The following is a 22,480-nucleotide window of genomic DNA, read 5'->3' on the forward strand; positions in this document are numbered from 1 at the left end:
GGGCTGGCCACTACCGGGGCCAGGTGGTTTCCGTGAACGGCCAGCACGCGCAGTCTCCGGTGCATGAAGTCGGCGATATTCAGTGAACCGTACGCGGCATGAGGGCAGCGACTCAGTCGAGGGCCGGCTCTTGATCACGGTCTGGGTGAAGCGGGTGGTCCAGGAGGAGGGGCGGGTGGCTCGTGACACGGGCTCGCGGGCGGATGTGGCGAGCGAGGCGCCACCGGCCGATGACACAAGACCGTTGCGTCACCGGCAGGCGGCGGCGTTGCTCCCGCTCAGTCCTCCCAGGGCCAGTGAGCGTTCCGCCCGCTTTCGAGCAGCGGCACCATGCGGAATGCGGCGTCGGTCAGGCCGCCGAACGTGTGCCGGTTGGCGGAGCCGGACGGGCCGTGGCCGGGCCGGTAGCCGGCGAGGTTCCAGGTGTAGACCGGGATGTCGGCCGGGACCTGCTCGGTCGGGTCGCCCGCGTAGTGGTAGGACGCCTGCTCATCCGTGACGATCAGGACCCGGTCGTGACCCCGGTAGTGCCGACGTACTGCCTCGGTCGTGTCCGTACCTCCCAGGCTGCCGAACCGCTCCAGCACCTTCAGGACCGACTCGCCCCGGCGGTATTGCACTGCCGCGCTGGTGGTACCGAACTCGACAAGGTCGGCGTCGGCGGCGCGCATGGCAACGGCCGTGCCGAAGATGGCCGCGGCGTCCGCCCGGTTGAGCTCGGAGCGGTCGGACAGCGGCGACCACATCGAGCCCGAGCGGTCGACCAGGACCAGCGTGCGACCCGGGAGCCGGGGCACGTTCTCCAGGGAGTGGCCCAGGGCCTGCTCGAGCGGGTAGGACCAGCGCAGCGAGGGAGCGTGCTGGTAGGCAGCCAGGTAGCGGAAGGGGAACTGCCGCGACCGGGCCACCTCCGCCGGATCCGCGATCCGGGCGGCCACTCGCTGGGCGACGTCGTCGCAGACGCCTGCCTCGTCGAAGTTCCGCAGGTTGCGGACCAGAGCCATGGTGCCCATCGAGGGGATGACGGCTTCCCAGGCTGCCGCGTCCATCGGGCCCTGCAGCCAGCCCGCCAGCGCCTCCCACGTCATGCCCGCCTCGGCGAGCCGCTCGGCGCCACCGGGCCCGGTGACCAGGGCGCGCCGTGCGGCGACGGGTACGGCCATCAGCGCGCGGTGCGCGGTGAGGGTCCGGTCCGTGGCCGGCGGGGTGGCGGTGTCGGGGTTGTGGCGCCGGTCCAGGGCGTACTGGAACAACGCTCCCTGCCAGGGCTTGTCCGGGTCGGGCGTGGGGTGGACGAGGTTGAGAACGTCACCGAAGCGGTAGCCCTTGGACGCCGTGTCGTACTTCAGCAGGTTACGGCCGGTGTACAGGCGCCGTACGGCATCGGCAATGCCGCGCTTGACGGGCTTGGGCACGTTCCGCCCGTGAGCGGAAGTCCAGTAGGCGAGCATCTCGCCGGGCTCGTCGGCGCGGCGCAGCACGGAGTCGATGACCTGGCGGTTGGCCGGGCCGTCGGTGGCGCCGGCGTCGAGGCGGGCCTTGACGTATTCGGCGGCGCCGATCAGGGAGGCGGTGCGCATCTGCCCGTCGCCGCGCAGCCAGCCCAGCAGGCCGGCGGTCCACGCGGGGTCCTCGACGGCGAGCTTGCGTATGAGCGCGATGAACCGGTCGTCGCGCGCCGTGCCGTCCTCGTGGAAGGTCTGCTGGGAGACGAAGTTGGCGACCGCGAGCAGGAACAGCTCCGAGCGGTCGTCGCGCACGTATCCCTTGCCACCGAGGTGCGTACGCGTGCGTCCGGTCGTGGTGACAGGCGAGGTCGGTCGGCTCGTCTTGGGCGTGCGAGTGTTGAAGCGTGCCATGTGAATTCCCCCGAATTCGTCAGGGGAAGCACGGCGAGGGGGCGTCCGAGATCGAGGGGTCGGTGACGGTACAAGACAGCTGCTCTTCCTGACTGAGCTACACCAGACGAAATCTGGGACGGGATTTGAACCCGCGGCCCGCTGTTCCGAGAAGTAACCGTCACCTGCGCACCGGACGCCCCGGTGCCGCGCCTCCCGAGTTCAAATGTGGTCACGGCATGAGATTCGAACACAACGAAGTAGCCGTGGCCCGCGCACCGGGAGGTGCGTGAAGCTTGGTGTCCAGAGGTCAAGGCGGCGGAACCGACAAGGTGCTCTGCCAACTGAGCTACACCGGCCTGTGCGCCGGCGGCGGGACTCGAACCCGCGACCGCCCCATTAAGAGTGGAAGTAGGTCCTGCCTTCGCACCTGGACGCTGATCACTGTAGGGGTGCGGAGAAGCAGCGCGCTACGGATTTTTCGCGTGCCTGGCCGTCGAGCAGACCGGTAGTGGTTTACCGAGAAGTGCCCCGGCTCTCCTTTGCGGGAGGACCTGTCCGGTCAGGTCCGTGCCGTGGCAGAGGCGGTGATGGAGGTCTTTGCCGGGTAGCGCAGCCGCCGGCCGGTTTCCTTGTAGACCAGGATCCGGGAGCTGCTCGCCGAAGTCCGCTTTCGCGTACCCGCTGGCGCGTCTGATCCGCCCCTGGCTCCGCCGCAATTGCTGGTGCTTCGGGGGCCAGCATCAGGCGCTCAGCTGTGGGAGGCGGGGGCGGGTACTCGGCTGCCGGAGTAGGGCGAGAGGCGAGAGCACGGCCCAGGGGCCGGGCCGCCCTGACTGCGAGGGCGGGCCCGGCTGAGCGGCCGTCATCCGGTTCCTCGGGCGCGGGCGGCCAGGAGCTGGGCGCGGGTGTAGTGGGAGGGCTTGTTCTTCGGGGCGGTGCGAATCAGACGGAACAGACCGGGCGGCGGTTCGGGGCACCTGTGGTCGACTGCAGGAGCGGTGCTGGCGTCGAGGAGGCGGTCCAGGAGCTGAGCGAGGGTGTGGGGGCCGCCACCGCTGTAGCCGTAGCCGAGGCCGGCGCCGGGGCGGTGGGGTGCGAGCCACAGGCCGGCCGCTCGGCCGGATTCGGGGTCGGCGGCGGTGCGGATCCACACGTTTCCGTCGCCGAAGTGCACGCTCTCGAGCTGGCCGGTGGTGGGCAGGCGCTGGGGCACCAGAGCGTGGAAGGCGTCAGGGTCCTCTTCGTCTCCGGGAGTGCCGGCAGAGCGGCCGGCGGAAGGGTGTCGGGGTCGTGGAAGAGGGGGGTGGTGTTCACGTTGCGCAGCACCTCGTACTCGAGCATGGTGGGTGGCTCGCCCATGGGGGCGGGGACCAGGCGCTGGGCCCACTCGGCGGCGATCGCGCATATGCTCCAGAATTCCGTTCCAGCAAGCCTCTTCATCGGTCTCCGCGGCCTCCCTGAAGCGCCCTTCCTCGGCCACGCTTCTCGAGCGGCTCGTCCCGCAAGGCCCAGGGGAGCAGCTCCTCCGAGGTCCGTGATGTTGCCCAGCGTTGCAACGAGTCCTACGGACCCATGTGGGCGACCCAACCGAGGGCAGCCGATCCGCTGGACGAGCCCACTCTGCGGGCGGCGCTCGACTGGCTGCACCACCGCGACACCGCGGGCCCAACACCGCCAATCCGTACCTGCTGATCAACAATCGAACATCTCTGTAAATCGGCCCTGCCAGCAAGAACTCCGTCGCCACCACGGCACTCCACGGCCAGACCGCCCGATCGAGCGCCTCCTTGCCCAGCGAATCAGGACCGGCCCCTGGTGCGGTAGGGCATCTTCCGATCTTGCATACTCGGTCATTCCAAGACCAGGGAGAACCGTGTGAATCAGAAGACCATCCAGCGCTGCCTCGACGTGGCGGGCCCCGCGCTGGTGCCGGGCGAAAGCATCGAGCTGGTCTCTGTCGTGCAAAATCGGCAAAGTGTCGGCCAGAAGACAGATAGCTACCGCAGCAGTCGTGGGTCTGGTCACTGGCGGAATGGCCACAGTGGCGGTCAAACCCGCCGCATACTTTTTCGTCCTCACGAACCACCGGCTCATCCTCCTGGGCAACCACAACGGCCGTGTAGGCCAGAGAGTGGAAGGCGTGCTTCCAAGAGCCCAGATGCACGCCGGCCCTCTGCGAACCCACCTCCTGACCATGTCGATGGACGTGAGCGTCGACGGTGCACCAGCCCCCTACCGGTTCTCCTGGGGCCGGGCCCAAGGAGCCCTGGCGCGGCAGGCCGCCGCTGCAATCGCCGCTCCCATGGTGATGTAACAGCAGACCATGAGCTCGTCACCTCCGCACTCGGGCAGCTGCACCCTGCCGTTCGACCGGTGCGCCATCGCGATACCTGCGACGCGCTGCCGCACGGCTGACTCGCTCCGGGCCGGTCTCGGTGATCAGCCGGTGGGAGCCCCGGTCGGTGCCGGCTTGTCGAACATGGCGCAGATCGCGGCAGCCTTGAGTGCCTGGTCGGCTTTGGCGATCTCCGCCGGGAAGGCGTTCGGGTACTCGCTGTATGCCTCGGTGGAGACAAGGATGCTCGCGGTGCGGTTACCGGTGGGGTCGGTGGCGTTGAGGCTCAGGTAGCCGGGGATGCCGCCTTCGTGGGCCCACACCGTGCCGCAGGGGGTGGTGGCGGTGAAGATGCCCAGCCCGTAGCCGGGCCCGTCCGGCTGTCCCGGCACCGTCGGCACGGTGGTGCGCATCTGTGCCAGTTGCGCGGCGGGCAGCAGCTTGCCGGACATCAACGCGTTGTAGAACCGGGCCCAGTCGTGGGCGGTGGAGATTACCGCCCCGGCTGCGCCTGCCCAGGAGGGATTGTTGTCGGAGACGTCCACATGACCGGCGCGGTGCGGCCCGGCGTAGTCCCTGGCCCCGGCCGGCACTCCCGGCGGCATATGGGCCTCGTCGGGTTCGTAGCCGCGTGCGTGGTGGCCGTGCCAGGTGGAGTCCGTGGCGAAGTAGGTGTGCTTCAGGCCGAGTGGCCGGGCGATCCGGTCACGCACCAGGTCGGCCGGGCTCCTGCCCGTCACCTTCTCCAGGATTGCGCCGACGGCGGCGTAGTTGGTGTTGCTGTACGACCACTTGGTGCCCGGCGCGAAGAGCGGGTCGTGCTGCACACCGACGGCGAGCGACTGCTCCGACGTCCACGTCCTGCGGTCCTTGCCCAGAATGGACGGCCAGAGCGTGGTGTCCTCGGTGTAGTCGAACAGGCCGCTGGTGTGGTTCAGCAGCATCCGCAGAGTGATCGCCTGGCCGTTGGGGACGTGGCCCGGCAGCCACTTCTCCACCGGGTCGGTCAGAGCGAGCCTGCCCTCACCGACGAGTTGCAGTACGAGGGTGGCCATCATGGTCTTGGTGTTGGAGCCCATCCGGAACTCGTCCCCCACCCCGAGCCGGTGGTCCTTCGTGGTCCACGGCGCCTGCTCGGTGATCCGCACCACTCGGCCCCGGCCGTCGTCCACCCGCACGATCACGCCCGGCGCCCCGGCGGCGACGAGCTTCCGCGCCAACTGCCTCAGCTGGGCCGTCTGCTGTGCCTCGGTGCCGCCGCTGAAGACGGCGGCCGGTGTGGCGTTTGGCGTCGCGACCGGGCGTGCGACGGCCTGCGCCGGCTGGTCGACGGTGACGACCAGGCCGGCAGCGGCAAGCAAGGACGCCGCCACGAGGCGGATACGGCGTCCACGGTGAGCGGGGCTCGTTCGCGACGGTCCGTGCGCGCCGGCGCGGCGGGATCCTGATGTCATGCCGGTCAGCATTCCGCATGCGGCCCGTGCAGAACAGGGGGCTTTCGGGTAACAAGCACGAGCACAGTTGCACGTTCAGCAACGTCGCCGTGGGTGAGTCGGTGCGGTGGGTGCCTCGGCGACAGGCATTCGACCTTCGGTTCCACCTCAGGCTTAGAGCCCGCGCAGATTGGCGGCGTGGGAAGCACCGGCCGTAACGCGGGCACAGGTCCCGGTGATCACGGAGGTGTGACGCTCAGTGATCGCCGGGACCCCTACCCGTCCTTCCATGATGGCGGCTGTACCTTCGAGATCCCGTCGGGGGTCACACGGTCTGGGATGAGTGGCTCATCCGGCCCACAGCCAGTCAGAGATCTTGATGGACTGCATGACCTCGGATGGGTGCTGCCGGATGTGAGTGCTGGTCGTCTCCCAGCGCATGCGACGAGCGACGTCGTCAATCCTGCGACTGGTCGACGACGGGCACGGCGGTGACGGGGTTGTGGCCGGCGGCTACCAGCCGCATGACGAAACCCGCCACGTCTTCAAGCTGCCGGGCGTGCTCCAGTCCGCCTATAACGGCGGGCACGCCCCCGAGGTCGCGGATCAGCTCAGCGGCGATGTCGAGCGCCACGTCGTCGTCTCCACACATTGCCACGGTCCGTTTCGGTTGCCCCGTCGGTGTCGGCGCCAGCCAGCTCGTCCCTGCGAACAGGTGCAGCGCCTTGACCACGCGGCTGCCCACGGCTCGCTCGGCGACGTGCTGTACCGCCGACCCGGTGGGCGGCTTGAGCAGGCCGGAAGCGTGGTCGACTGCGTTGGTGCAGTCGATCACGGCCTTGCCCGCCAACGACCCCTCGTCGGCCTCGGCGAGAGCAAGCACCTGGTCGATCCCCGCCCACGCCACTGCCACGACCACGGCATCGCTTGCCCTGGCCACCTGTGCGGGGCCGACCGCCTCGACCCCGTCGCCGAGCCGCTCGGCGATCGCCCGAGCCTTGTCCTGTGAACGGCCTCCGACAAGGACATGGTGTCCACGTCGCGTCCACGCCTCCGCCAGTGCCGAGGCCATCACGCCGGTCCCCAGAATTCCGATACGCACGTCGCTCTCCTGTTCCTCGTAGCCTGATGCCTCGCCACGGTAGGAACCTCGGGCCTACCAATCGGTAGGCCCGAATCCGGTAGGAAGAAACGCGTGAACGACCACTGCTCGCCCTTCGCCGCCGACTGTGCGGTGCGCCTGGCCGCTGACCTGATCGCTCACACCTGGGACCCAGTGGTGCTGATGGCGCTGCGAACGGGCAGACGGCGCCGGATCGACCTTCTGAGTGGCATCGCGGGCGTCAGCGACAAAGTCCTGACCCAGACGCTTCGCCGTCTGCACGCCAACGGCTTGATCAATCGGATCACCACGATGGCCGACCGCTCCGTGGCGTATGAGCTGTCCGAGTTGGGCGGCAGCCTCGCTGACGGACCGCTGGCTGCCTTCGGCCAATGGGCGATCGATCACGCCGATCAGGTCCTTGCCGCTCAAGAGCACCACAGCCCTGGCATCGGCAACCGAGCAGCGATCGGATAAAAGGTCGTGCCGATAAGCGTGCGGTCATGGTCGGCGGTTCGGGCGTTCGTACCAGCGACGAGTCGTCCATGCCTGCCGGATCAAGATTCGTACGGTGATGCTCGTGTCGGCGAGGTCGAAGAACGCGTCGATGATGGTGGCGCGCCGCTCATAGCAGCAGGCGAGCCGGTAGAAGGCGTTCTGCCAGGCGTGGGTGCGTTCGACATGCCAACGCCGACTGGCCCAGCCGAGGAGAGGATGGACCAGATCGCGCTCTGGCCGGGCAGGGGGACGATCCCAGCTCACGTGGAAGGCCCGCCCTCGGGAGGCAGTCGACAACGTGGGTGGGTGGCAGAGACGCGGCCGGTTGTGGTCAGCATGGTCGACGAGGTGGCTCTGGTCTCCAGTGCAGGTCGCAGAGGTCAGTGCCCGAGACGTTCCAGCGCCTGGGCGGGGTAACGTCCTCCTGCCACAGCTTCTGCAGGGATTGCCTGAGTGAGCTGGGCGATCTGCTCGGCGCTCAGTCGGATATCGGCTGCTGCTGCGTTCTCTTCCAGGTACCGCTGATGCTTGGTGCCGGGAATGGGCACGATGTCTTCGCCCTGGGCAAGCAGCCAGGCGAGTGCTGCCTGGGTTGGCGAGCAGCCGATCTGGGCGGCGACTTGCCCAAGGGTGCGGACGAGGCCGAGGTTGTGGTGGAAGTTCTGCTCGGAGAAACGAGGCCAGCGCCGACGGTTGTCCTCGGTGTTGAGATCGTCCCGTGAAGCGAGAGTTCCGGTGAGCATTCCGCGGCCCAGCGGTGAATAGGCAACCACGGCGATGCCCAACTCCCGGCAGGTGGCGAGTATGTCCTTCTCGACAACGTCGCGGGTGAACAGGGAGTACTCCATCTGAACGGCACTGATGGGGTGGACGGCATGGGCCCTGCGGAGGGTGGTGCTGCTGACCTCGCTGAGCCCGAGGTGGCGGACCGAGCCGGCGTCAACCAGGGCCGCCATGGCACCTACCGTTTCCTCGATGGGGATGGCAGGGTTGCGACGGTGAGCGTAATAGAGGTCGATGTAATCGACACCCAGGCGGCGCAGTGAGGCATGGCAGGCCGTCCGGACGTATGGTGCGGACGTATCCACCTCGGTGACCCGGCCGGTGACCGCGTCGTGCCGCAGTCCGAACTTCGTCGCCACCACTATCGCGTCCCGCTGTCGGGTACGTCTGCGCAGCCAGCGGCCCACTAGTTCCTCATTGGCGCCACGGCCGTAGGCATCCGCGGTGTCGAGGAAGTTGATGCCCAGGTCGAAGGCGCGGTCCAGGGTCCGCTGGGACTCCTGCTCGTCGGGAGTCCCGTAGGCGATCGACATGCCCATGCACCCAAGGCCCAGGGACGACACCTCCGGGCCACTACTGCCCAGCTTGCGAAATCTCACAATGAATCCTTTCCTCCGGTGGGAGGGATACATAGGCCCACGCGGCGTGCAACAGCCCGGCTTCGTCCAGGTAGTCATCCTTTCCCTCCCCTGCCAGGCTCGGCAAGAGGGGACGTGGCGTGCATCGGCAAGCCGTCAGGTTGGGCTTTCTGTGCCCTTCAGGGACAGAGCCGGCCGCGCGCGGGATCGCAGCGATGTTGTTGTTCTCGCGGTCGAAGGAGCGGCGATACCGAGACTTACCGCCTCGAGCGGTGATGCCTCCGTCGCACGCCCATGCCTGGTTCCGCTGCTGCCATAGCGGTGAGCCAGGGCTCATCCATCCATGGGGAGACTCCCGTCGGCACCGGGGAATGCGGGGACCAAATGCGCGGTGCCCAACCCTCGGCGCGCAGCTGACCGGCACTGGGAGTCGGATGTGAAGATCACGTAGTGCTCGCGCGGGCACCATGCATTCGCGCCCGACGTTGCGCGCCAGAGGGTCTCTTATGAGACGTCGAACAGCACGGCCGCATCCTCACCTCACCAGTAGCGAAGTTGCTCACCACAACGGACGTCTTGTAAGTCAGAACGCGTACCTTCGGCTCCGTGCCCCGCAATCGAAAGAAGCCCCGCCGTCTGGTTGCCGACGGGCGCACGTACCTGTGGACGCTCCGCCACAGCCACCGCATCCCGGACAGCGGCCGACCTGCGGGCTGCCGTCAGACGCTCACGCTGTACCCGCAATTGGCCCGCACCGGCGGCCCACTGCGCATCGTCTTCACCGCCGGCCCGGGCCGGTACGTCCCGGGCGGGGCATCCATGGGCTCCGGGGAGGTCGGATACGTACAGGGTGGCTCCCTCAACCTGCATGAACCCGGCGCCGTCCGGGCCCTGCTCGACCTGGCTTTGGCACGCGGCTGGCAACCAGACGAGCAGGGGGCGGCGGAGGTCGACGGCTGGTCCCTTCTCGAGGCTGCAGCCGCCGCGCGAGCCCGGGACTCCGGCTCAGCGGATCTGTAGGACCAGTTGCTCCCTCCCCCCGGCCACTCCACAGAGCCCCGCCCCTGGGGCGTGTCCGATGGGTCGGTACAGGCCCCGCGACGCTCCCCCAGCTATCGCTGGGAGGTGCCCCCAGCACCAGACGCTGCGGGGCCCGCACCGACCCGTCGAATACGCCCTAGGTGACGACAAATTGCTGATCGAAGTGGTCGCCGGTGGCAGCCCCACCAGCCCGGCCGCTCGCAAACTGATCGACGACGGCTCCCAGCACGGTCGTGGTCTCGCCCTCGTCGGCCGGATGGCCCAGTGGGGGTCGCGCATACTTCCTGGCGGCAACAGGTCGACAACGCGGGCGCCGATGCGCCTGCACACCGCTGGTGCCCACCTCTAGCACCCGCCCCGGCTCCTGCTGCTGGTGTGCGCCCGTCTGTCGGACACAGGCGGTGGCGCCCTGCTGGTCGACGGGCAGGGCCTCCTGTTCGAACTGGCCCGCCACCGCCTCGCTGACCCAGGCCGCTTACGCGACAGACAACGATGCGGACAGCGCCCGGCGTCTACGCGCCGGTCTTCCGGCTCTCACGGGCCGGCCACTGTTGCACTCCGCCTTCCCTCCGGCCCGGATGACTGCTGGAGCATCGCTGCGCGACGGCGCCTGGTGACCCTGGAGGTCGCCGTCGAACGCACCCGGCGACGGGTGTTCCTCGGCGTCGGGCAGGGATACCTGCTCGACAACTGGCGCTGGGCCACGGCCGGCTCACGTTCGCCGGCGAGTGGCTGATGTACCGGGCCGAGGGCACACCGAGGTTCCGGATGCCGGCCGCCTTCCCGACTTGGATGGGGCCCCGCGGCCCACCATCATGAGCAGGATCGGCAAGCGTTCCAAGCCATGCTGGAGAACCAGTCCGTCGTGGACACCGGGACGTTGCAGCGGATCGGTCTCGCGCTGCGCCGGAGTCCGGTCGAGCCGGTTTTGCCCATGCCTCTGGTCCTCAGCCCGCCGCCGGCGCCCCGCGCGGCCGCGGCGGTGATGACGCGGCCGGGACAGCGACGGCATGCCCGCCCCCGGCGACGCCATCGCGGCGTCCCCCTGCAGCCTCCGCATCGCGCTCGCCCTCGTGCTTGCCCCCGCGGCCTGCGCCGTCGGTGTCCTCGTGCCGCTTCTGCGCTGACGCCCTTCGCGGCAGCCCAGCACCCCCGTCGACCGCACGAACGCCGCCCTCCAGGAAGAACTCCTCGAAGAAGACGACGGTGCGGGCTCCGGCCGCGGCGTCGTGAAGGGCGTCACCCGGCCGTCTGCAAAGCACCTGCCACCCCGGCCCGGCGTCCCCTGGGCCGGGGTTGCGGTCAGCCGTTTCCGGCAGCAACGCAAGTACCGGATCGGGTGAGCGGCCACGCCCGGGTGAATCGCACACCGCCCCGTGGGCCGCCCGCCCAGCGATCACGGGCCGGTTGACCATCACTCGAATTTCTGCACGAGAAAACGCTCTTGAGTGGCCGTGACCACACCCGTCCGGGGGCCGTTTTTCCGATCACTCGTCCGACCCGCTCGTCAACGAGGAGGCATCGTGCGTCACCGTCAGGATCGGCCCGCAAGCAGCACAGGGGTGTGGTTGCAAATCGAACACCGTCAAACAGGGCTTGGCCACCACGCTGGGACGGCCATGGGGAGGTGGGCGTGAGGCAGCCGCCGCGCTACCGGCTCGTGGTCGACGTGATGGTGCTGATGGTCCGCGACGACGGCCGGGTCCTGCTGCTCCGGCGGGCCGGACAGGTCTACGCCTCCGGGCTGCTGTGCCCGCCCGGCGGGCACCTGGAGGAGCACGAGCCCGTCTCCGCCGGCGCCCGTCGTGAGGTTGCCGAAGAGGTCGGCGTCGTGATCGCGCCTGCCGATCTGGAGTTCTGCCACGCCATCCACCACCGTAGCCCCGAAGGCGAAGGCCGCATGGGGGTGGTCTTCACCACCCAGCAGTGGACCGGCCACCCCTTCATCCGCGAGCCGGAGAAGTGCTCGCAGCTGGTGTGGGCGGACCCGGCGCGGCCGCCGGCGGACTGCGTGCCCTACACCGCCGCCATCCTCGAACGCTTCTGTGCCGGGGACCTGCTGTCCGAGCACGGCTGGCCGACGGAAGGGGCGGCGTGAAGACGGCGAAGGGGGCGAGGGCAGCCACCGCGCCGGGCGAGAAGACCGAGGGGGCACCGGCGGGCCAGGACGCGCTCATCGGCTGGAGCGCCGTGAAGGGGAGGGAAGACGTTCATGAACCGTGTGCCAGGGGATGAGCACGCCCGAGGGCGGCTCCGGCTGCCGTATCCGGAGCCGGTGGACATCCAGCGCAAGGCGCAGTGGACGAAATCGGCGTTCGACCGGTACGGCGTCCGGCAGCTGGTGACGACGATCCCGGCCGTGCTGGCGCAGGTGTTCAAGATGGCGTGGCGGATCGACCGCCGGGACGTGCTCGTCATGGTTGGTGCGCAGGTCGCCTACGGGGTCGGGTCGGCGGTGGCGCTGGCGGCGACGGCGCGGGCGATGGTTCCGATTCTGGGGTCCGGGTCGGTGTCGCACCGGGTGCACGAGGCGCTGCCGGCGCTGGTGGTGATTGCGGTCGCGGCCGGTGTGGGGAGGGTTGCGTACGGGCTGGCGTCGTGGTCGGTGGCGCGGCTGAAGCCGCGGTTGATGACGGCTGCGGACGTCGCGGTGGTCGAGACGATGCTGCGGGTGGAGCTGGGCGCGTTCTTGCGGCCGGAGTTCTCCGAGGAGCATGAGGCGGCCGAGACCGGCGCGGTGCGCTGTGACCGGCTGATCTATGACGTGCAGTCGTTCATGTCGGCGTTGATCAAGCTGGTGGCGGCGTTCGGTGTGCTGACCGCCTTGCATCCGCTGATGCTTCCCGTGCTGGTGCTGGCGGTGCTGCCGTCGGGGGTGGGGGCGATGGCGGAGGCGCGGATCGAGCACCAGGTGCACACCGCGAACAGCACGGGACGCAACGTGCGCGGCATGATGCGCTGGTTCGTCACCGCGGGCAAGCTCGCTGACGAAGTCCGCGGGATGAGCATGGCCGGGTACCTGTCGTACTGGTACCGGACCCTGTCCAAGCGCCTGGACGACCGGAGCCTGACCGGGGCGGGCCGGCAGCTGCGCGCGAACCTCGTCGCGGCCGTCTTCGGCGGCCTGTGTCTGTCGTTGGCATGGGGCACACTGCTGTGGCTCACCGTGTCCGGCCGCATGTCCCTGGCGATCGCGGCGACCGCCGTCCTGGCGGTGCGCACCGCGCTGGGGAACCTGGCCAACGTCGTGCACTACGCGGCCTCGCTGTTCCACTCGTCGCTGTTCCTCGGGGACTGGAAGCAGTTCATCGAAGGGTCCAAGGCCCTGATGCCCACGGCCGGCACCGTCCCGGCGCCGCGCGGGCCGGAGTGCACCCAGGTCCGGGACGCGGTCTTCACCTACCCGAACAAGGTCCGTCCCGCGGTCGACGGGGTCTCGCTGACGCTGCGTCGGGGCGAGCTCGTCGCGGTGCTGGGCGAGAACGGGTCGGGCAAGTCCACGCTCACCCGCCTGATGACCGGCCTCTACACCCCCGACAAGGGGCACGTCCGGTGGGATGGCGTCGACTTGTCGAGCGTCGATGTCGACGAGATCTGGGAGCAGACGGGGTTCGTCACCCAGCAGTTCGGCTACTGGCCCGTCTCCGCGCGCGACAACATCACCCTGGGCCAGCCCCTCTCGCGGGATGACGACCGGGTGTGGGAGGCCGTCGATGCGGTGGGGCTGCGAGAGGCCTTCGAGGAACTCCCCCACGGTCTGGACACGCTGCTCGCCGCTGAGCTGTGGGGCGGGGTGTCGATGTCGGGCGGGCAGTGGCAGCGCATCGCCTGTGCCCGCGTCCTGTACCGGCGGCCGGCCGTGGTCGTCATGGACGAGCCGACCTCGGACATGGACCCGCGCGGCGAGACCAGATGTTCCAGCTGCTGCGCAAGACCGCCCCGGGACGGATCACGGTCGTGGTCACGCACCGGCTGGCCAACACCAAGATCGCGGACCGGATCGTCGTCATGGACAAGGGGCACATCGTCGAGCACGGCACCTTCGACCAGCTCGCCACGGGAGGCGGGCTCTTCCAGGAGCTCCACGAACTCAGTCTGGACCGAGGGGAGCACAGCCGGTGACAGGTACGAAGCGGGCGCCGTTGTCGGAGAGCGAGAAGCTGCTGTTCTCCGGCGCGCTGCGGCACGACAAGGCGTGGGCGAAGTACTCCGCCCCTCTGTTGCGCATGAGCTTTTGGGCCATGGCCCGCCAGTTTCCCAGCATGCTCGCGATGGTCGGCCGTATCGCGTGGCGTGAAGACCCCCGCGCCCTGGTGGTGCTCATGGCTGCGCAGCTGGCCTCCGGCGCGATGTCGGCGTTCCTGCTCGTGGCGACGAACCAGGTGCTGGTGCACCTGTTCGCCGACGGTCCCACCCCGGACAAGCTGCGCGAGGCCCTGCCCGCGCTGCTGCTCGGTGGCGCGTCCTCGGCCGGGTCGGTGCTCCTGGGCTGCCTGGTCGTCCAGGTCGAGGGGCGCCTGTATCCGAAGATCGAGCTGTCGTGCCGGACGGCGTACTACGGGATGATGACGCGCGTCGAGATGTCCGCCATGGAGGACAAGGACATCCACCGCCAGCTCGCCCTGGGGCAGTACGGCACCGACTCCGTGCGACGCATGCTGTCGAACTCGGTGGGCATCGTCAGCGGTCTGATGAGCCTGGGTGCCGCCGCCGTCGTCCTGGTCGCACTGCATCCCCTGCTGCTCGCCGCGCTGCTGCTGATCGCGGCACCACGGTGGTGGGGAGCGGTCGTCGTCATGCGCCGCGCCTACGCCTCCCAGCACGCCTGGATCGACCACCGCCGGGCCACCGACGTCCTGCTCTGGCCCATCACCCGGGCCGGCGCGACCCCGGAACTCCGCGTCCATGGCGCCGGGCGGCTGCTGATCCACGCCCAGAAGGACATGGGCCGCACCGCGGCCGCGGAGAAGGCCCGCCTGGCGCGCGCCGAGGCGAAGACCGAGATCGCCACGGCCGCCATGTCCGGCACCGCCCGCATCGTCGCCTACGGGCTGCTGTGGTGGCTGCTGGTCGCCGGCGGCATGCCCCTGGCCGCGGCCGGGACAGCGGTGCTGGCGATCCGCAACGCCACCAGCTACCTCAACCAGATCGTCTCCCAGCTCAACCAGATGACCGAGGAGTCGCTGTACCTGACCGACATGAACAACGCCATCGAGCTCGGCGCCCAGCACGCCATCCCCGCCCACGGCGCCGGCGTCGAGGGCGACGGTGTCGAAGTCGTCCTCCGCGACGTCACCTTCCGCTACCCAGGAGCCGACCGTGACGCGCTCCACGGGGTGTCGCTCACCATTCCCAGGGGCAAGGTGGTGGCCCTGGTCGGTGAGAACGGGTCGGGCAAGACCACCCTCGCCGGCCTCTACCTCCCCGGCTCGGGGACGGTCTCCTACAACGGCACCGACGTCCGCGAAGCCGACCGCGAAAGCGTCTTCGACCGCATCGCGCTGCTGCCCCAGAACGTCGACTGCTGGCCGATGACCATCCGGGCCAACATCCACATCGGCGACGCCGGCCGACCCCTGGACCAGGAGAAGATCGAGGCCGCGGCCGAGCGGGCCGACATCCGCACCGTGGTCGAGGAACTGCCCTACGGGTGGGACTCCATCGCGGTCAAGGACTTCGAGCGCGGGGTACGGCTCTCAGGCGGACAGTGGCAGCGCATCGGCGTCGCCCGCGCCGTCTACCGGGAACGCGACCTGCTGATCGTCGACGAGCCGACGGCTGCACTCGATCCGAAAGCCGAGATCGAGATGTTCGAGTCGCTGCGTTCCTTCACCGATGACGGCGTCGCCACCGTGCTGCTCATCACGCACCGGCTCGCCGCCACCGCCAACGCCGACGTGATCTACGTCCTCCACCAGGGCCGGCTCCTCGAATCCGGCTCGCACGCCGAGCTGACGGCCATCACCGGCGGCCACTACCGGGAGCTGTACGAACTCCAGGCCGCCCAGTACGGGCACGGGACCGTACCGGCTTCCAGGAAGGGGGAGTCCGCAGACGCCTGACGACAAGAGGCATACGGGGTGACCGCGCGTCGGGGTGGGCGAGCACCGTGGTCTCAGCCCGCCACCAGCACGGAGCTCCACGAAGCCGACCAACCGATAGGAGAGCGCATCTTGACCGTGATCGTCGGGCTCGTCGAAGAAGGCCGGGTACACCTCGGCGGGGACTCCGCCGGAATCTCCGGTTGCAGACTCACTGTCCGCAAGGACCCCAAGGTGTTCCGCAACGGCCCGTACGCCCTCGGCTTCAGCGGCAGTTTCCGCATGGGCCAGCTGCTGCACCACGCCTTCAAGGCACCCAAGCCCAAAGGCGACGGCCTTCACCGCTTCATGACGACCCGGTTCGTCGACAAACTGCGCGCCTGTCTGAAAGAAGCGGGCTGGGCACGCAAGGAGTCCGAGCAGGAGAAGGCCGGCACCTTCCTCGTCGGCATCCACGGCCGCCTCTTCATCGTCTACGACGACTACCAGGTGGCCGAGCCCGCCGACGGGTACGCGGCCGTCGGCTGCGGCAACCAGTTCGCCCTCGGCGCCCTCCACACCCTAGCAACCGCGAACCTGGCGGCACGCGAACGCCTGACCGCCGCCCTCGCCGCCGCCAGTCATCACAGCACCGACGTCTGCGCACCGTTCACCTACGCCACCGCGCCCTCCGTCAGCGAGCTGCTGGAGCTGAAAGCCCTCCGGCAACAGGACGCCACCCTGCCCGGCCAGCGCCAGCCGGCCGACACGGCGGAAAGGAGCGACGCCCGGTGAGCACGGCCCCGGCGGGAAACGGCAGTCTGTGGCGGCACGGGGACTTCGTCCGGTACTGGTCGGCGTGCGCGGTCGACCTCGTCGGCAGCGGCGTCACCTCGGTGGCACTGCCGCTGATCGCCGTCGTCTCCCTGCACGCATCGGTGTGGGAGGTCTCGCTCCTCACTTTCGCCGAGCGGCTGCCACCCCTGCTGGTGGCGCTTCCCGCCGGGGCCCTGGCCGACCGGCACCGCAAGCGTCCTGTCATGGTCGGCGCCGTCCTCGTCACCGCAGCGGCGTACGCCGCCATCCCCGCGGCCGACGCCGCCGGCCACCTGTCGCTCGAGGTGCTGTTCGTCGTGGCGCTGGTGAGCTCGACGGCCTCCCTCTTCGGATCCACCGCCCGCATCAGCTACCTGCCCTCCCTGCTTCCCGGTGAACGGCTGCTGGAGGCCAACGCGAAGGTCGGCGCCGTGGCCTCCCTCGCGGACAGCGCCGGCGCGCAGCTCGGCGGCGCTGTCGTCGCCGTCCTCGGCGCGGCTCGCGCCGTCTACCTCGACGTCGCCTCCTACCTTGCCTGCGCCTTCCTGCTCGGCAGCATCCGCACGCCCGAGCCCGCACCCGACCGGGCCAGCGGCTCCAGCTCGCTGTTCGGGGAGATGAAGCAGGGCCTGGTGTACGTGGTGCGGCACCCCACGATCCGGCCGCTGCTGCTGACCGGCACCGCCTACACCGCCGTCTTCGCGGTCCTGACCACCTTGTGGAGCGTGTACCTGATCCGCGACCTGCGCTACTCCCCCACCGCCCTGGGTACGCTACTGAGCGTGGCTGCACTCGGCGGGGTCGCTGGTGCGCTCGCTGTCCGCCGGCTCGTGGACCGGTACGGGCCCGCCCGCGTCATGCTCACCGCGCTGGCCATCACGCCGCTGACCGAGGTACCGCTGCTGCTCGCCGCACCGGGCCGCGCCGGGCAGGTCTTCATCGCCACCGGCCTGTTCGTGCAGCTGGCGTGCGCCACCGCGCAGGGCTCCACCCAGCGCAGCATCCGCCAGGCCGTGTGTGAGCCCGGCATGCAGGGCCGGATGCTGGCCACCGGCCAGTGGATCACCTACGGCACCCGCCCCCTCGCCGCCCTCCTCGCCGGGGCCGCCGGCACCTGGCTCGGCCTGTGGAACACCCTCGCGCTGGGCACCGCCGCCCTCGCCCTCCCGTACCTGGTACTGCTCGCCTCCTCGATCCGCTCCCTGCACCACGTCCCCGCCGCACCCACCGCCTCTCGCGCCCATCCGGAAGGAGAACCGACATGACCACCGAGGGAATCGACAACCCCGCGGCCTACTGGGGTGAGTTGTGGACATCGGGCCGCCGGTACACCCGGCTCAGCGCCCCCGAGACCGCGCTCCTCAGCCAGTACGCGGGCCCGGGCCGGGAGCGCCTCGCGCTCGACATCGGGTGCGGCGACGGCGCGCTGACCCGCCACCTGGCCGGCCTCGGCTACCAGGCGACCGGCCTGGACTGCACCCCGGCCGCCCCCGCCCTCACCGAGCGGAGCACGGGACCAGTGCGCTACCACTGCGCGGACATCGAAGCCCAGCAGCCGCCGCCCCTGCCCCAGCGGGCCCACGCCCTGATCACCACCCGCCTCGTCTACGCATTCATCAAGGACAAACCGGCCTTCCTCTCCCGCATCCGCGGCCTCCTCGCCCCCGGAGGGCTCTTCTGGGTAGTCACGCCCATGGCCAGATCTCTCCCGCCCAACCACGCGTCGATCGGAATCACCGGCGAGGACGAGGAGTTGCTGACCAGCCCGTGGGCCATGGTCCGCGCCACGGACGTCGGCATCCTGCGCTGCTACGCCCTGCGCGACGGGGGCGGGGACGACGCCGGCAAGGAGACGAGGGGACATTGATGAACGACGAGACCACCAACCAGGTGTGGACGGACTTCGGGCGCTTCCACCTCGACCGCGGAACCACCCCACCTGACCCCCAGCGGCTGAACTGGGGGTTCTACGGCGACGGGCCCAGGGTGCTGTTGCGCCGCGCGTGGCGGCGGACTGTGCGCGGTTGTTGTGGCGGGAGACGGGCTGTGACCCGGACGATCCGGCGACTTGGACCCAGCCCGTGCACTGGGTGGCGGGCATGGCGCAGGGGCCGTTCGCCGCCGCGTCCAACTCCCCCTCTCTGCATCACGCGTAAGACGTGCTTGTGGGTGCGGGGCGCTGGGAGCCGTGGTACTCGCTGGGCACGTTCCCGCTGCGCTTCCCGCACGGGGAGGAGCCGGATGATGCGGGCCGGCAAATGGCGCAGCCTCCGCTGATGCCGGCCACACCCTATGAACTGGAGCGGGCCGACGGCGCATGCTCGGCCGTCGAGATCGCAATACGCCGGGGCCTGGGACAGCAGACCCCCGGGCCGGACGGGGACGACACGGGCTACTGACCGCAGGGGCGGGTAGCGATGGTCGCCGGGTGGTCGTCCTTCAGAAGGCTGTGTGGGCGAACCAGTGCTCGAGGGTTACGGCGTCGCCGGAGACGGTGAAGGCGCTCTACCGGTAGGAGCGCCGCCCGTAGAGCAGCAGAAGCATGTCCTCCGCTCTGCCCTCCACCGCTACCCGCCGGCTCGGGGGCTTGGCAGCGCGCCAGGGGGCTGGAGCCATGCCCCCTTCCGGCTCCAGCCGTACCCGCTACTCCTCGCCTACGGCGTCAGCAGAGCCCACGCAGCGGAAAGCGACGGTCTCGACGGTGCCACGCGGCCTTCGTCACCGCCGGCGCGAGGAAAGCCACATAGGGCTCCTGCCCAGGCGCCTGCCGGTAGGTGCCGCAGGGCAGGGGATGCATGCCCCGGTTCGTCGTCTCCATCCGCTCACGACTTCCGTCCGCGCTGTCCTGTGGGCCAGTGCCAGAGGTCCTGGGCTCGGGCAGCCTGAGTGCGTGACGGCACCTTCGGCTTGCCTACCGGCGTCCGGCACGCTGTCGGGCAACCCCGAGACTGCTGCGTTCGGCCGAGGCGCCGTCCCCGGACGACGGCAGAGAGGCGTAGCGGTCGGTCGCGATCTGATCGATCCGGGCACTGTACCGGCTCGCTGCCGACTTGAATGCCTCCTCTGGTGGCAGGAGGTCTTCTGCTGCGCGCAAAGAGCGCAGCAGTTCGCGCGTGAGCTGCAGGAGCCGGTTCAGTTCGTCATCGACGGTGCCGCTCAAGAAGTCGTCATGACCCTGCTGGGCGGCGGCTCGGCGGGCCTGCTTTTCCATATGGAGTATCACTGCCTGGCGGCGGCGTTCGAGCGTGCGGAAGGTGTGGCTGCCCGGATCCGCCACGACGGCTTCCGCGGCCTGGACGGCCTTGGCGAGCTGCGGTGAGAAGCGGGTCGCAGCCAGAGCAGCTGCTGCCTTCTCCTTGCGCTCCGCCTCTCTCCGCTGCTGTTGCAGGCCGGGCCAGGAAGGGAATTCTTGCCGACCGGTGCGCTGCCCCCTGGTGCGAGGACTGGCCTTCTCCGCTTTCGTCAGGCGGCTGTCCCACTCGCCGCGCATGGTGAAGCTGTAAGCGCTGCAGCCCACACTCCCCCACCCACCGAAACCATAACGGCCGTGAGACCAGTGGTGGTCACCGGCTGGTGCCGTCCTGTGAAACACCGCTGACGATCCTGTGTTCCGCCGGATCCCGCTGCACCGTCGGATTTAAGCGGGTACCGGCTTTACCGTTCCGCACTGTCGGCATGTGCGGCGTTCCTCATGTTGGTGGAAGGCATTGATGAGGGCCGGTAGTTGGTGTTGAACGTTTTCGTGCACGTATTCTTCGCGGTACAGCTCATGGCCGCACTGGTCGCAGTACCACACGATTGCTTCCTTGGCTCCTGCTGCTCGGGTGCGGTGGATGACGAGTCCGACGCTTCCCTCGGGCCGGAGGTTCAGGTGGGGCACCTCCGCCGGGATCAGGAGCATTTCGCCTTTGCGGATCAGGACGTCGCGGAAGTCTCCGTCCTCGCGTACGCGGGTGAGCAGCTCCCCGTGCACCTGGTAGAAAAGTTCCGGCGAGGTGTTGACGTGGAAATCGCTCCTGCCGGGCGGGCTCGGGCCGTCGAACAGCGCGACCATGAGGCCGCCGTTCCAGAGGAGCTCGTGGTGCATCACCGGCTTTGCGCCGGTGGCGGCGCTGTCGAGGGCCCATTGGGTCACGTCGACGACGGCCAGTCGGTCCCGCATACTGCACCACTCCCTTTCCCCGGTGGCTCGTAGAAGTAGTGCGGCAGCGTGTTCAGCGTGTACGTGCCGAAGAAGCGCAGCATGCTTCCGGCCAGCTCACCCAGATGTCAGGCGGCCGAGCTCCCGTTCCGGCACTCGGCGAAGAACTCCGCCGAGTCGTATCACGTCTTCGACCATCGAGGCAGGCCCCTCCGGGGCGGTTACGGCCGGATCTCCAGCTGGGCCCCGCCCCTGTCGCCGCGGAGGCCCGATCCGAGGCATTCCGTGGGAAGTTGGCTGGGAAGCGTGGTCACGGTTCGCTGGGCGGGGTGTCCTTGACCTCGTCCCTCCGTCACCCGGCCCGACAGCTTCACGACGAGGACGCCCCCGGCATAGACAGCTGTGGCGCGGTCGTAGACGATCACCGAGCGGTGGTGGTCGGCGTACCGGACGGTTTCCGTGGCGCGGGGTGCGGTCACCGTGACGCAGGACGCTCTCGGCGCCACCGCGTCGAGAGAGCCGGTGGCCCGTACCGTGTGGCCGGGTGCGGTGGTGCACGCGTAGTGGGCCTCGGAGTGGATGCGGGCCGTCTGCGGCGTGAGGGTCAGGGGCGGGTCGTAAGCGTTGCTGAAAGAACCTGTGCACGTGGCACCACCGCTGTTGGCCGTGCCGGCCTGACTTGCCGGGGCGCACACCACCGCGCCCGCCAGGACGAGGGAAGTCAACGCCAGTACCGCACCACGCCTGCCGGCCATACATCCTCCAGAGTGCCCCGAGACACCGTCGCCCCCCTTGCTACCCCCGCGGATCCCCCTTGCCCCGGGTCGGTCGAAGCGCGCCGACCGCACGCGTTCGCTCTCGCGCGCCGACGCCTCACCTCACTCGCTGCCCCTCTGCCTGCGCTGTCGGCAGCTCCTGAGCGCGCGTTTCATCGGGATTTCACCGCTCGTTGCCACTCTCGTCCGGAGACCTGATCAGAGGAGAACCGAGTGCGACTGAGACGGATCGCGGCCGTGGTGGCCGCTCTTCTGATGGCAGCCGGGCTTTCCGTGCAGCCGGCTTCGGCGGCACGGGCCACGGCTCCGTGCGAGGGTACGTACACGATCGTCGTCGGCGGCACGGGCAGCTCGTGGAACAACGACGGCTTCTACGGCAACATCCAGCAGCACGTCGGGTACCCCACCCAGATCCCCAACGGTGCGAGCGCCCGGGCAGGCGTCAACGAGCTGAACCGGCTCGTGCGCGAGCAGCGGGCCGCCTGCCCGTACCAGCACGTCAAGATGGGCGGTTATTCGCTGGGGGCCGCGGTGGTGCACATCTGGGTCACCGAGAACTGGCAGACGTTCGACAACGTCAACGCCATTCTGATCGCGGACCCGAAGCGTCAGGGCCCTCCCGGTGCCAACGGCGGCGCGGTGCCGTTCGGCGGTATCGTCGGCGCTCCGCTCGCGGGTGCCGACAGGTTCTTCGGCAACATTCCGGTGAAGTCGATCTGCCACTGGGACTACGTCTGCGACGAGTCCGCCGGCATCTGGACCTACCCCAACAACCACGTCAAGAACTACCCCGCAGACTTCAACATGGACCACCACAACGACAGCGCCAACGAGCAGTGGTACAACGGCGCCTGGTATCCCTGGTAGACCACGGACCGCTGAATTCTCCTGGCCCGAATTCCCCTGAGTTCCCTTCGTCACCTGTCAACGGCCCGGCACAGGCCGCTGACAGGTGATGTTCCGTTGAGGGCCTCGATTCCGTCAGCCCGCTCGCGTTCCCGGCGAGGCCGCCCCCAGCAGGCTTTGGCGGTCCGGGTCCGGGAGCCACCACGCCGTGGTGGGGCGGCGGTGCCAGTCGCGGGCGTGGGCGTAGGTGTGGATGAGTTCCAGGGCGCG

General features: G+C 69.4%; 19 protein-coding genes and 2 pseudogenes. 12 read left to right on the forward strand and 9 right to left on the reverse strand.

Going from position 1 to position 22,480, the window contains the following annotated elements; translation table 11 throughout:
• Positions 1-278: 278 nt before the first annotated feature.
• The 4 genes from IE305_RS29640 to IE305_RS29655 form a co-directional block, all read right to left on the reverse strand.
• Positions 279-1,859 carry a TROVE domain-containing protein gene (locus IE305_RS29640; RefSeq protein ID WP_190132903.1) on the reverse strand — a complete coding sequence of 527 codons (1,581 nt, stop codon included), beginning with the start codon at positions 1,857-1,859 and terminating at the stop codon, positions 279-281.
• An 844-nt stretch (positions 1,860-2,703) separates the two neighbouring features.
• The gene (locus IE305_RS29645; protein WP_190132904.1) at positions 2,704-3,054 is read right to left on the reverse strand and encodes a hypothetical protein; all 351 of its coding nucleotides are present in this window, start codon (positions 3,052-3,054) and stop codon (positions 2,704-2,706) included.
• A gap of 1,226 nt (positions 3,055-4,280) precedes the next feature.
• Positions 4,281-5,537 (reverse strand): serine hydrolase domain-containing protein, encoded by a 1,257-nt coding sequence (locus tag IE305_RS29650; RefSeq protein WP_229891696.1) that lies wholly within the window; start codon positions 5,535-5,537, stop codon positions 4,281-4,283.
• A 529-nt stretch (positions 5,538-6,066) separates the two neighbouring features.
• Positions 6,067-6,711 (reverse strand): NADPH-dependent F420 reductase, encoded by a 645-nt coding sequence (locus IE305_RS29655; RefSeq protein ID WP_190132906.1) that lies wholly within the window; start codon positions 6,709-6,711, stop codon positions 6,067-6,069.
• Positions 6,712-6,804: 93 nt separating this feature from the next.
• Between IE305_RS29655 and IE305_RS29660 the strand changes: the two genes are divergently transcribed.
• Positions 6,805-7,188: a winged helix-turn-helix transcriptional regulator gene (locus IE305_RS29660; RefSeq protein WP_229891698.1), complete on the forward strand. Its 384-nt coding sequence runs from the start codon at positions 6,805-6,807 to the stop codon at positions 7,186-7,188.
• A 24-nt stretch (positions 7,189-7,212) separates the two neighbouring features.
• Here IE305_RS29660 and IE305_RS29665 read toward each other — a convergent pair.
• Both IE305_RS29665 and IE305_RS29670 read right to left on the reverse strand, forming a co-directional pair.
• Positions 7,213-7,410: pseudogene (locus IE305_RS29665) on the reverse strand (IS5/IS1182 family transposase); the annotation flags it as partial.
• A gap of 179 nt (positions 7,411-7,589) precedes the next feature.
• Complete coding sequence (locus IE305_RS29670) at positions 7,590-8,591, reverse strand: aldo/keto reductase (RefSeq protein WP_190132907.1); 1,002 nt, start codon at positions 8,589-8,591, stop codon at positions 7,590-7,592.
• Positions 8,592-9,176: 585 nt separating this feature from the next.
• Here IE305_RS29670 and IE305_RS29675 point away from each other — a divergent pair.
• From IE305_RS29675 to IE305_RS29715, 10 genes and pseudogenes are all read left to right on the forward strand, one after another.
• Positions 9,177-9,590, forward strand: coding sequence for a hypothetical protein (locus tag IE305_RS29675; RefSeq protein ID WP_190132908.1), 414 nt, complete (start codon positions 9,177-9,179; stop codon positions 9,588-9,590).
• A 172-nt stretch (positions 9,591-9,762) separates the two neighbouring features.
• A complete protein-coding gene (locus IE305_RS29680) occupies positions 9,763-9,960 on the forward strand; it encodes a hypothetical protein (protein ID WP_190132909.1) in 198 nt (65 codons plus the stop codon).
• A 264-nt stretch (positions 9,961-10,224) separates the two neighbouring features.
• Positions 10,225-10,347 (forward strand): hypothetical protein, encoded by a 123-nt coding sequence (locus IE305_RS33610; protein ID WP_268255956.1) that lies wholly within the window; start codon positions 10,225-10,227, stop codon positions 10,345-10,347.
• Between the two features lie 897 nt (positions 10,348-11,244).
• On the forward strand, positions 11,245-11,709 hold the full coding sequence (locus tag IE305_RS29685) for an NUDIX domain-containing protein (protein WP_229891700.1): 465 nt from the start codon (positions 11,245-11,247) through the stop codon (positions 11,707-11,709).
• 177 nt (positions 11,710-11,886) lie between these two features.
• Entirely contained in the window at positions 11,887-13,908 is a 2,022-nt protein-coding gene (locus tag IE305_RS29690) for an ATP-binding cassette domain-containing protein (protein ID WP_229891702.1), read from the forward strand.
• Positions 13,883-15,673, forward strand: coding sequence for an ABC transporter ATP-binding protein (locus IE305_RS29695; protein ID WP_229891703.1), 1,791 nt, complete (start codon positions 13,883-13,885; stop codon positions 15,671-15,673). The genes IE305_RS29690 and IE305_RS29695 overlap by 26 nt, the downstream gene beginning before the upstream one ends.
• A 117-nt stretch (positions 15,674-15,790) precedes the next feature.
• Positions 15,791-16,426, forward strand: coding sequence for a hypothetical protein (locus IE305_RS29700; RefSeq protein WP_229891714.1), 636 nt, complete (start codon positions 15,791-15,793; stop codon positions 16,424-16,426).
• Entirely contained in the window at positions 16,423-17,712 is a 1,290-nt protein-coding gene (locus tag IE305_RS29705) for an MFS transporter (protein WP_190132911.1), read from the forward strand. The genes IE305_RS29700 and IE305_RS29705 overlap by 4 nt, the downstream gene beginning before the upstream one ends.
• Positions 17,709-18,314 (forward strand): class I SAM-dependent methyltransferase, encoded by a 606-nt coding sequence (locus IE305_RS29710; protein ID WP_190132912.1) that lies wholly within the window; start codon positions 17,709-17,711, stop codon positions 18,312-18,314. The genes IE305_RS29705 and IE305_RS29710 overlap by 4 nt, the downstream gene beginning before the upstream one ends.
• 91 nt (positions 18,315-18,405) lie before the next feature.
• A pseudogene (locus IE305_RS29715) lies at positions 18,406-18,846 on the forward strand (hypothetical protein).
• A gap of 512 nt (positions 18,847-19,358) precedes the next feature.
• Here IE305_RS29715 and IE305_RS29720 read toward each other — a convergent pair.
• The 3 genes from IE305_RS29720 to IE305_RS29730 all read right to left on the reverse strand — a co-directional run bounded on the left by IE305_RS29720 (position 19,359) and on the right by IE305_RS29730 (position 21,313).
• The gene (locus IE305_RS29720; RefSeq protein ID WP_190132913.1) at positions 19,359-19,937 is read right to left on the reverse strand and encodes a hypothetical protein; all 579 of its coding nucleotides are present in this window, start codon (positions 19,935-19,937) and stop codon (positions 19,359-19,361) included.
• Positions 19,938-20,084: 147 nt separating this feature from the next.
• On the reverse strand, positions 20,085-20,609 hold the full coding sequence (gene nbaC / locus IE305_RS29725) for a 3-hydroxyanthranilate 3,4-dioxygenase (protein ID WP_190132914.1): 525 nt from the start codon (positions 20,607-20,609) through the stop codon (positions 20,085-20,087).
• A 200-nt stretch (positions 20,610-20,809) separates the two neighbouring features.
• Positions 20,810-21,313, reverse strand: a complete 504-nt coding sequence (locus tag IE305_RS29730; RefSeq protein WP_190132915.1) for a hypothetical protein — start codon at positions 21,311-21,313, stop codon at positions 20,810-20,812.
• Between the two features lie 264 nt (positions 21,314-21,577).
• Here IE305_RS29730 and IE305_RS29735 point away from each other — a divergent pair, with 264 nt between their 5' ends.
• Positions 21,578-22,231 (forward strand): cutinase family protein, encoded by a 654-nt coding sequence (locus IE305_RS29735; RefSeq protein ID WP_190132916.1) that lies wholly within the window; start codon positions 21,578-21,580, stop codon positions 22,229-22,231.
• Positions 22,232-22,480 lie beyond the last annotated feature (249 nt).

This window comes from Streptomyces mashuensis, assembly GCF_014654785.1.
Lineage (GTDB): Bacteria > Actinomycetota > Actinomycetes > Streptomycetales > Streptomycetaceae > Streptomyces > Streptomyces mashuensis.

Coding starts and splice junctions, on each gene's coding strand:
- IE305_RS29710 (WP_190132912.1), top strand. CDS start 17,709: ATGACCACCGAGGGAATCGACAACCCCGCGGCCTACTGGGGTGAGTTG.
- IE305_RS29695 (WP_229891703.1), top strand. CDS start 13,883: ATGGTCGGCCGTATCGCGTGGCGTGAAGACCCCCGCGCCCTGGTGGTG.
- nbaC (WP_190132914.1), bottom strand. CDS start 20,609: ATGCGGGACCGACTGGCCGTCGTCGACGTGACCCAATGGGCCCTCGAC.
- IE305_RS29720 (WP_190132913.1), bottom strand. CDS start 19,937: ATGCGCGGCGAGTGGGACAGCCGCCTGACGAAAGCGGAGAAGGCCAGT.
- IE305_RS29640 (WP_190132903.1), bottom strand. CDS start 1,859: ATGGCACGCTTCAACACTCGCACGCCCAAGACGAGCCGACCGACCTCG.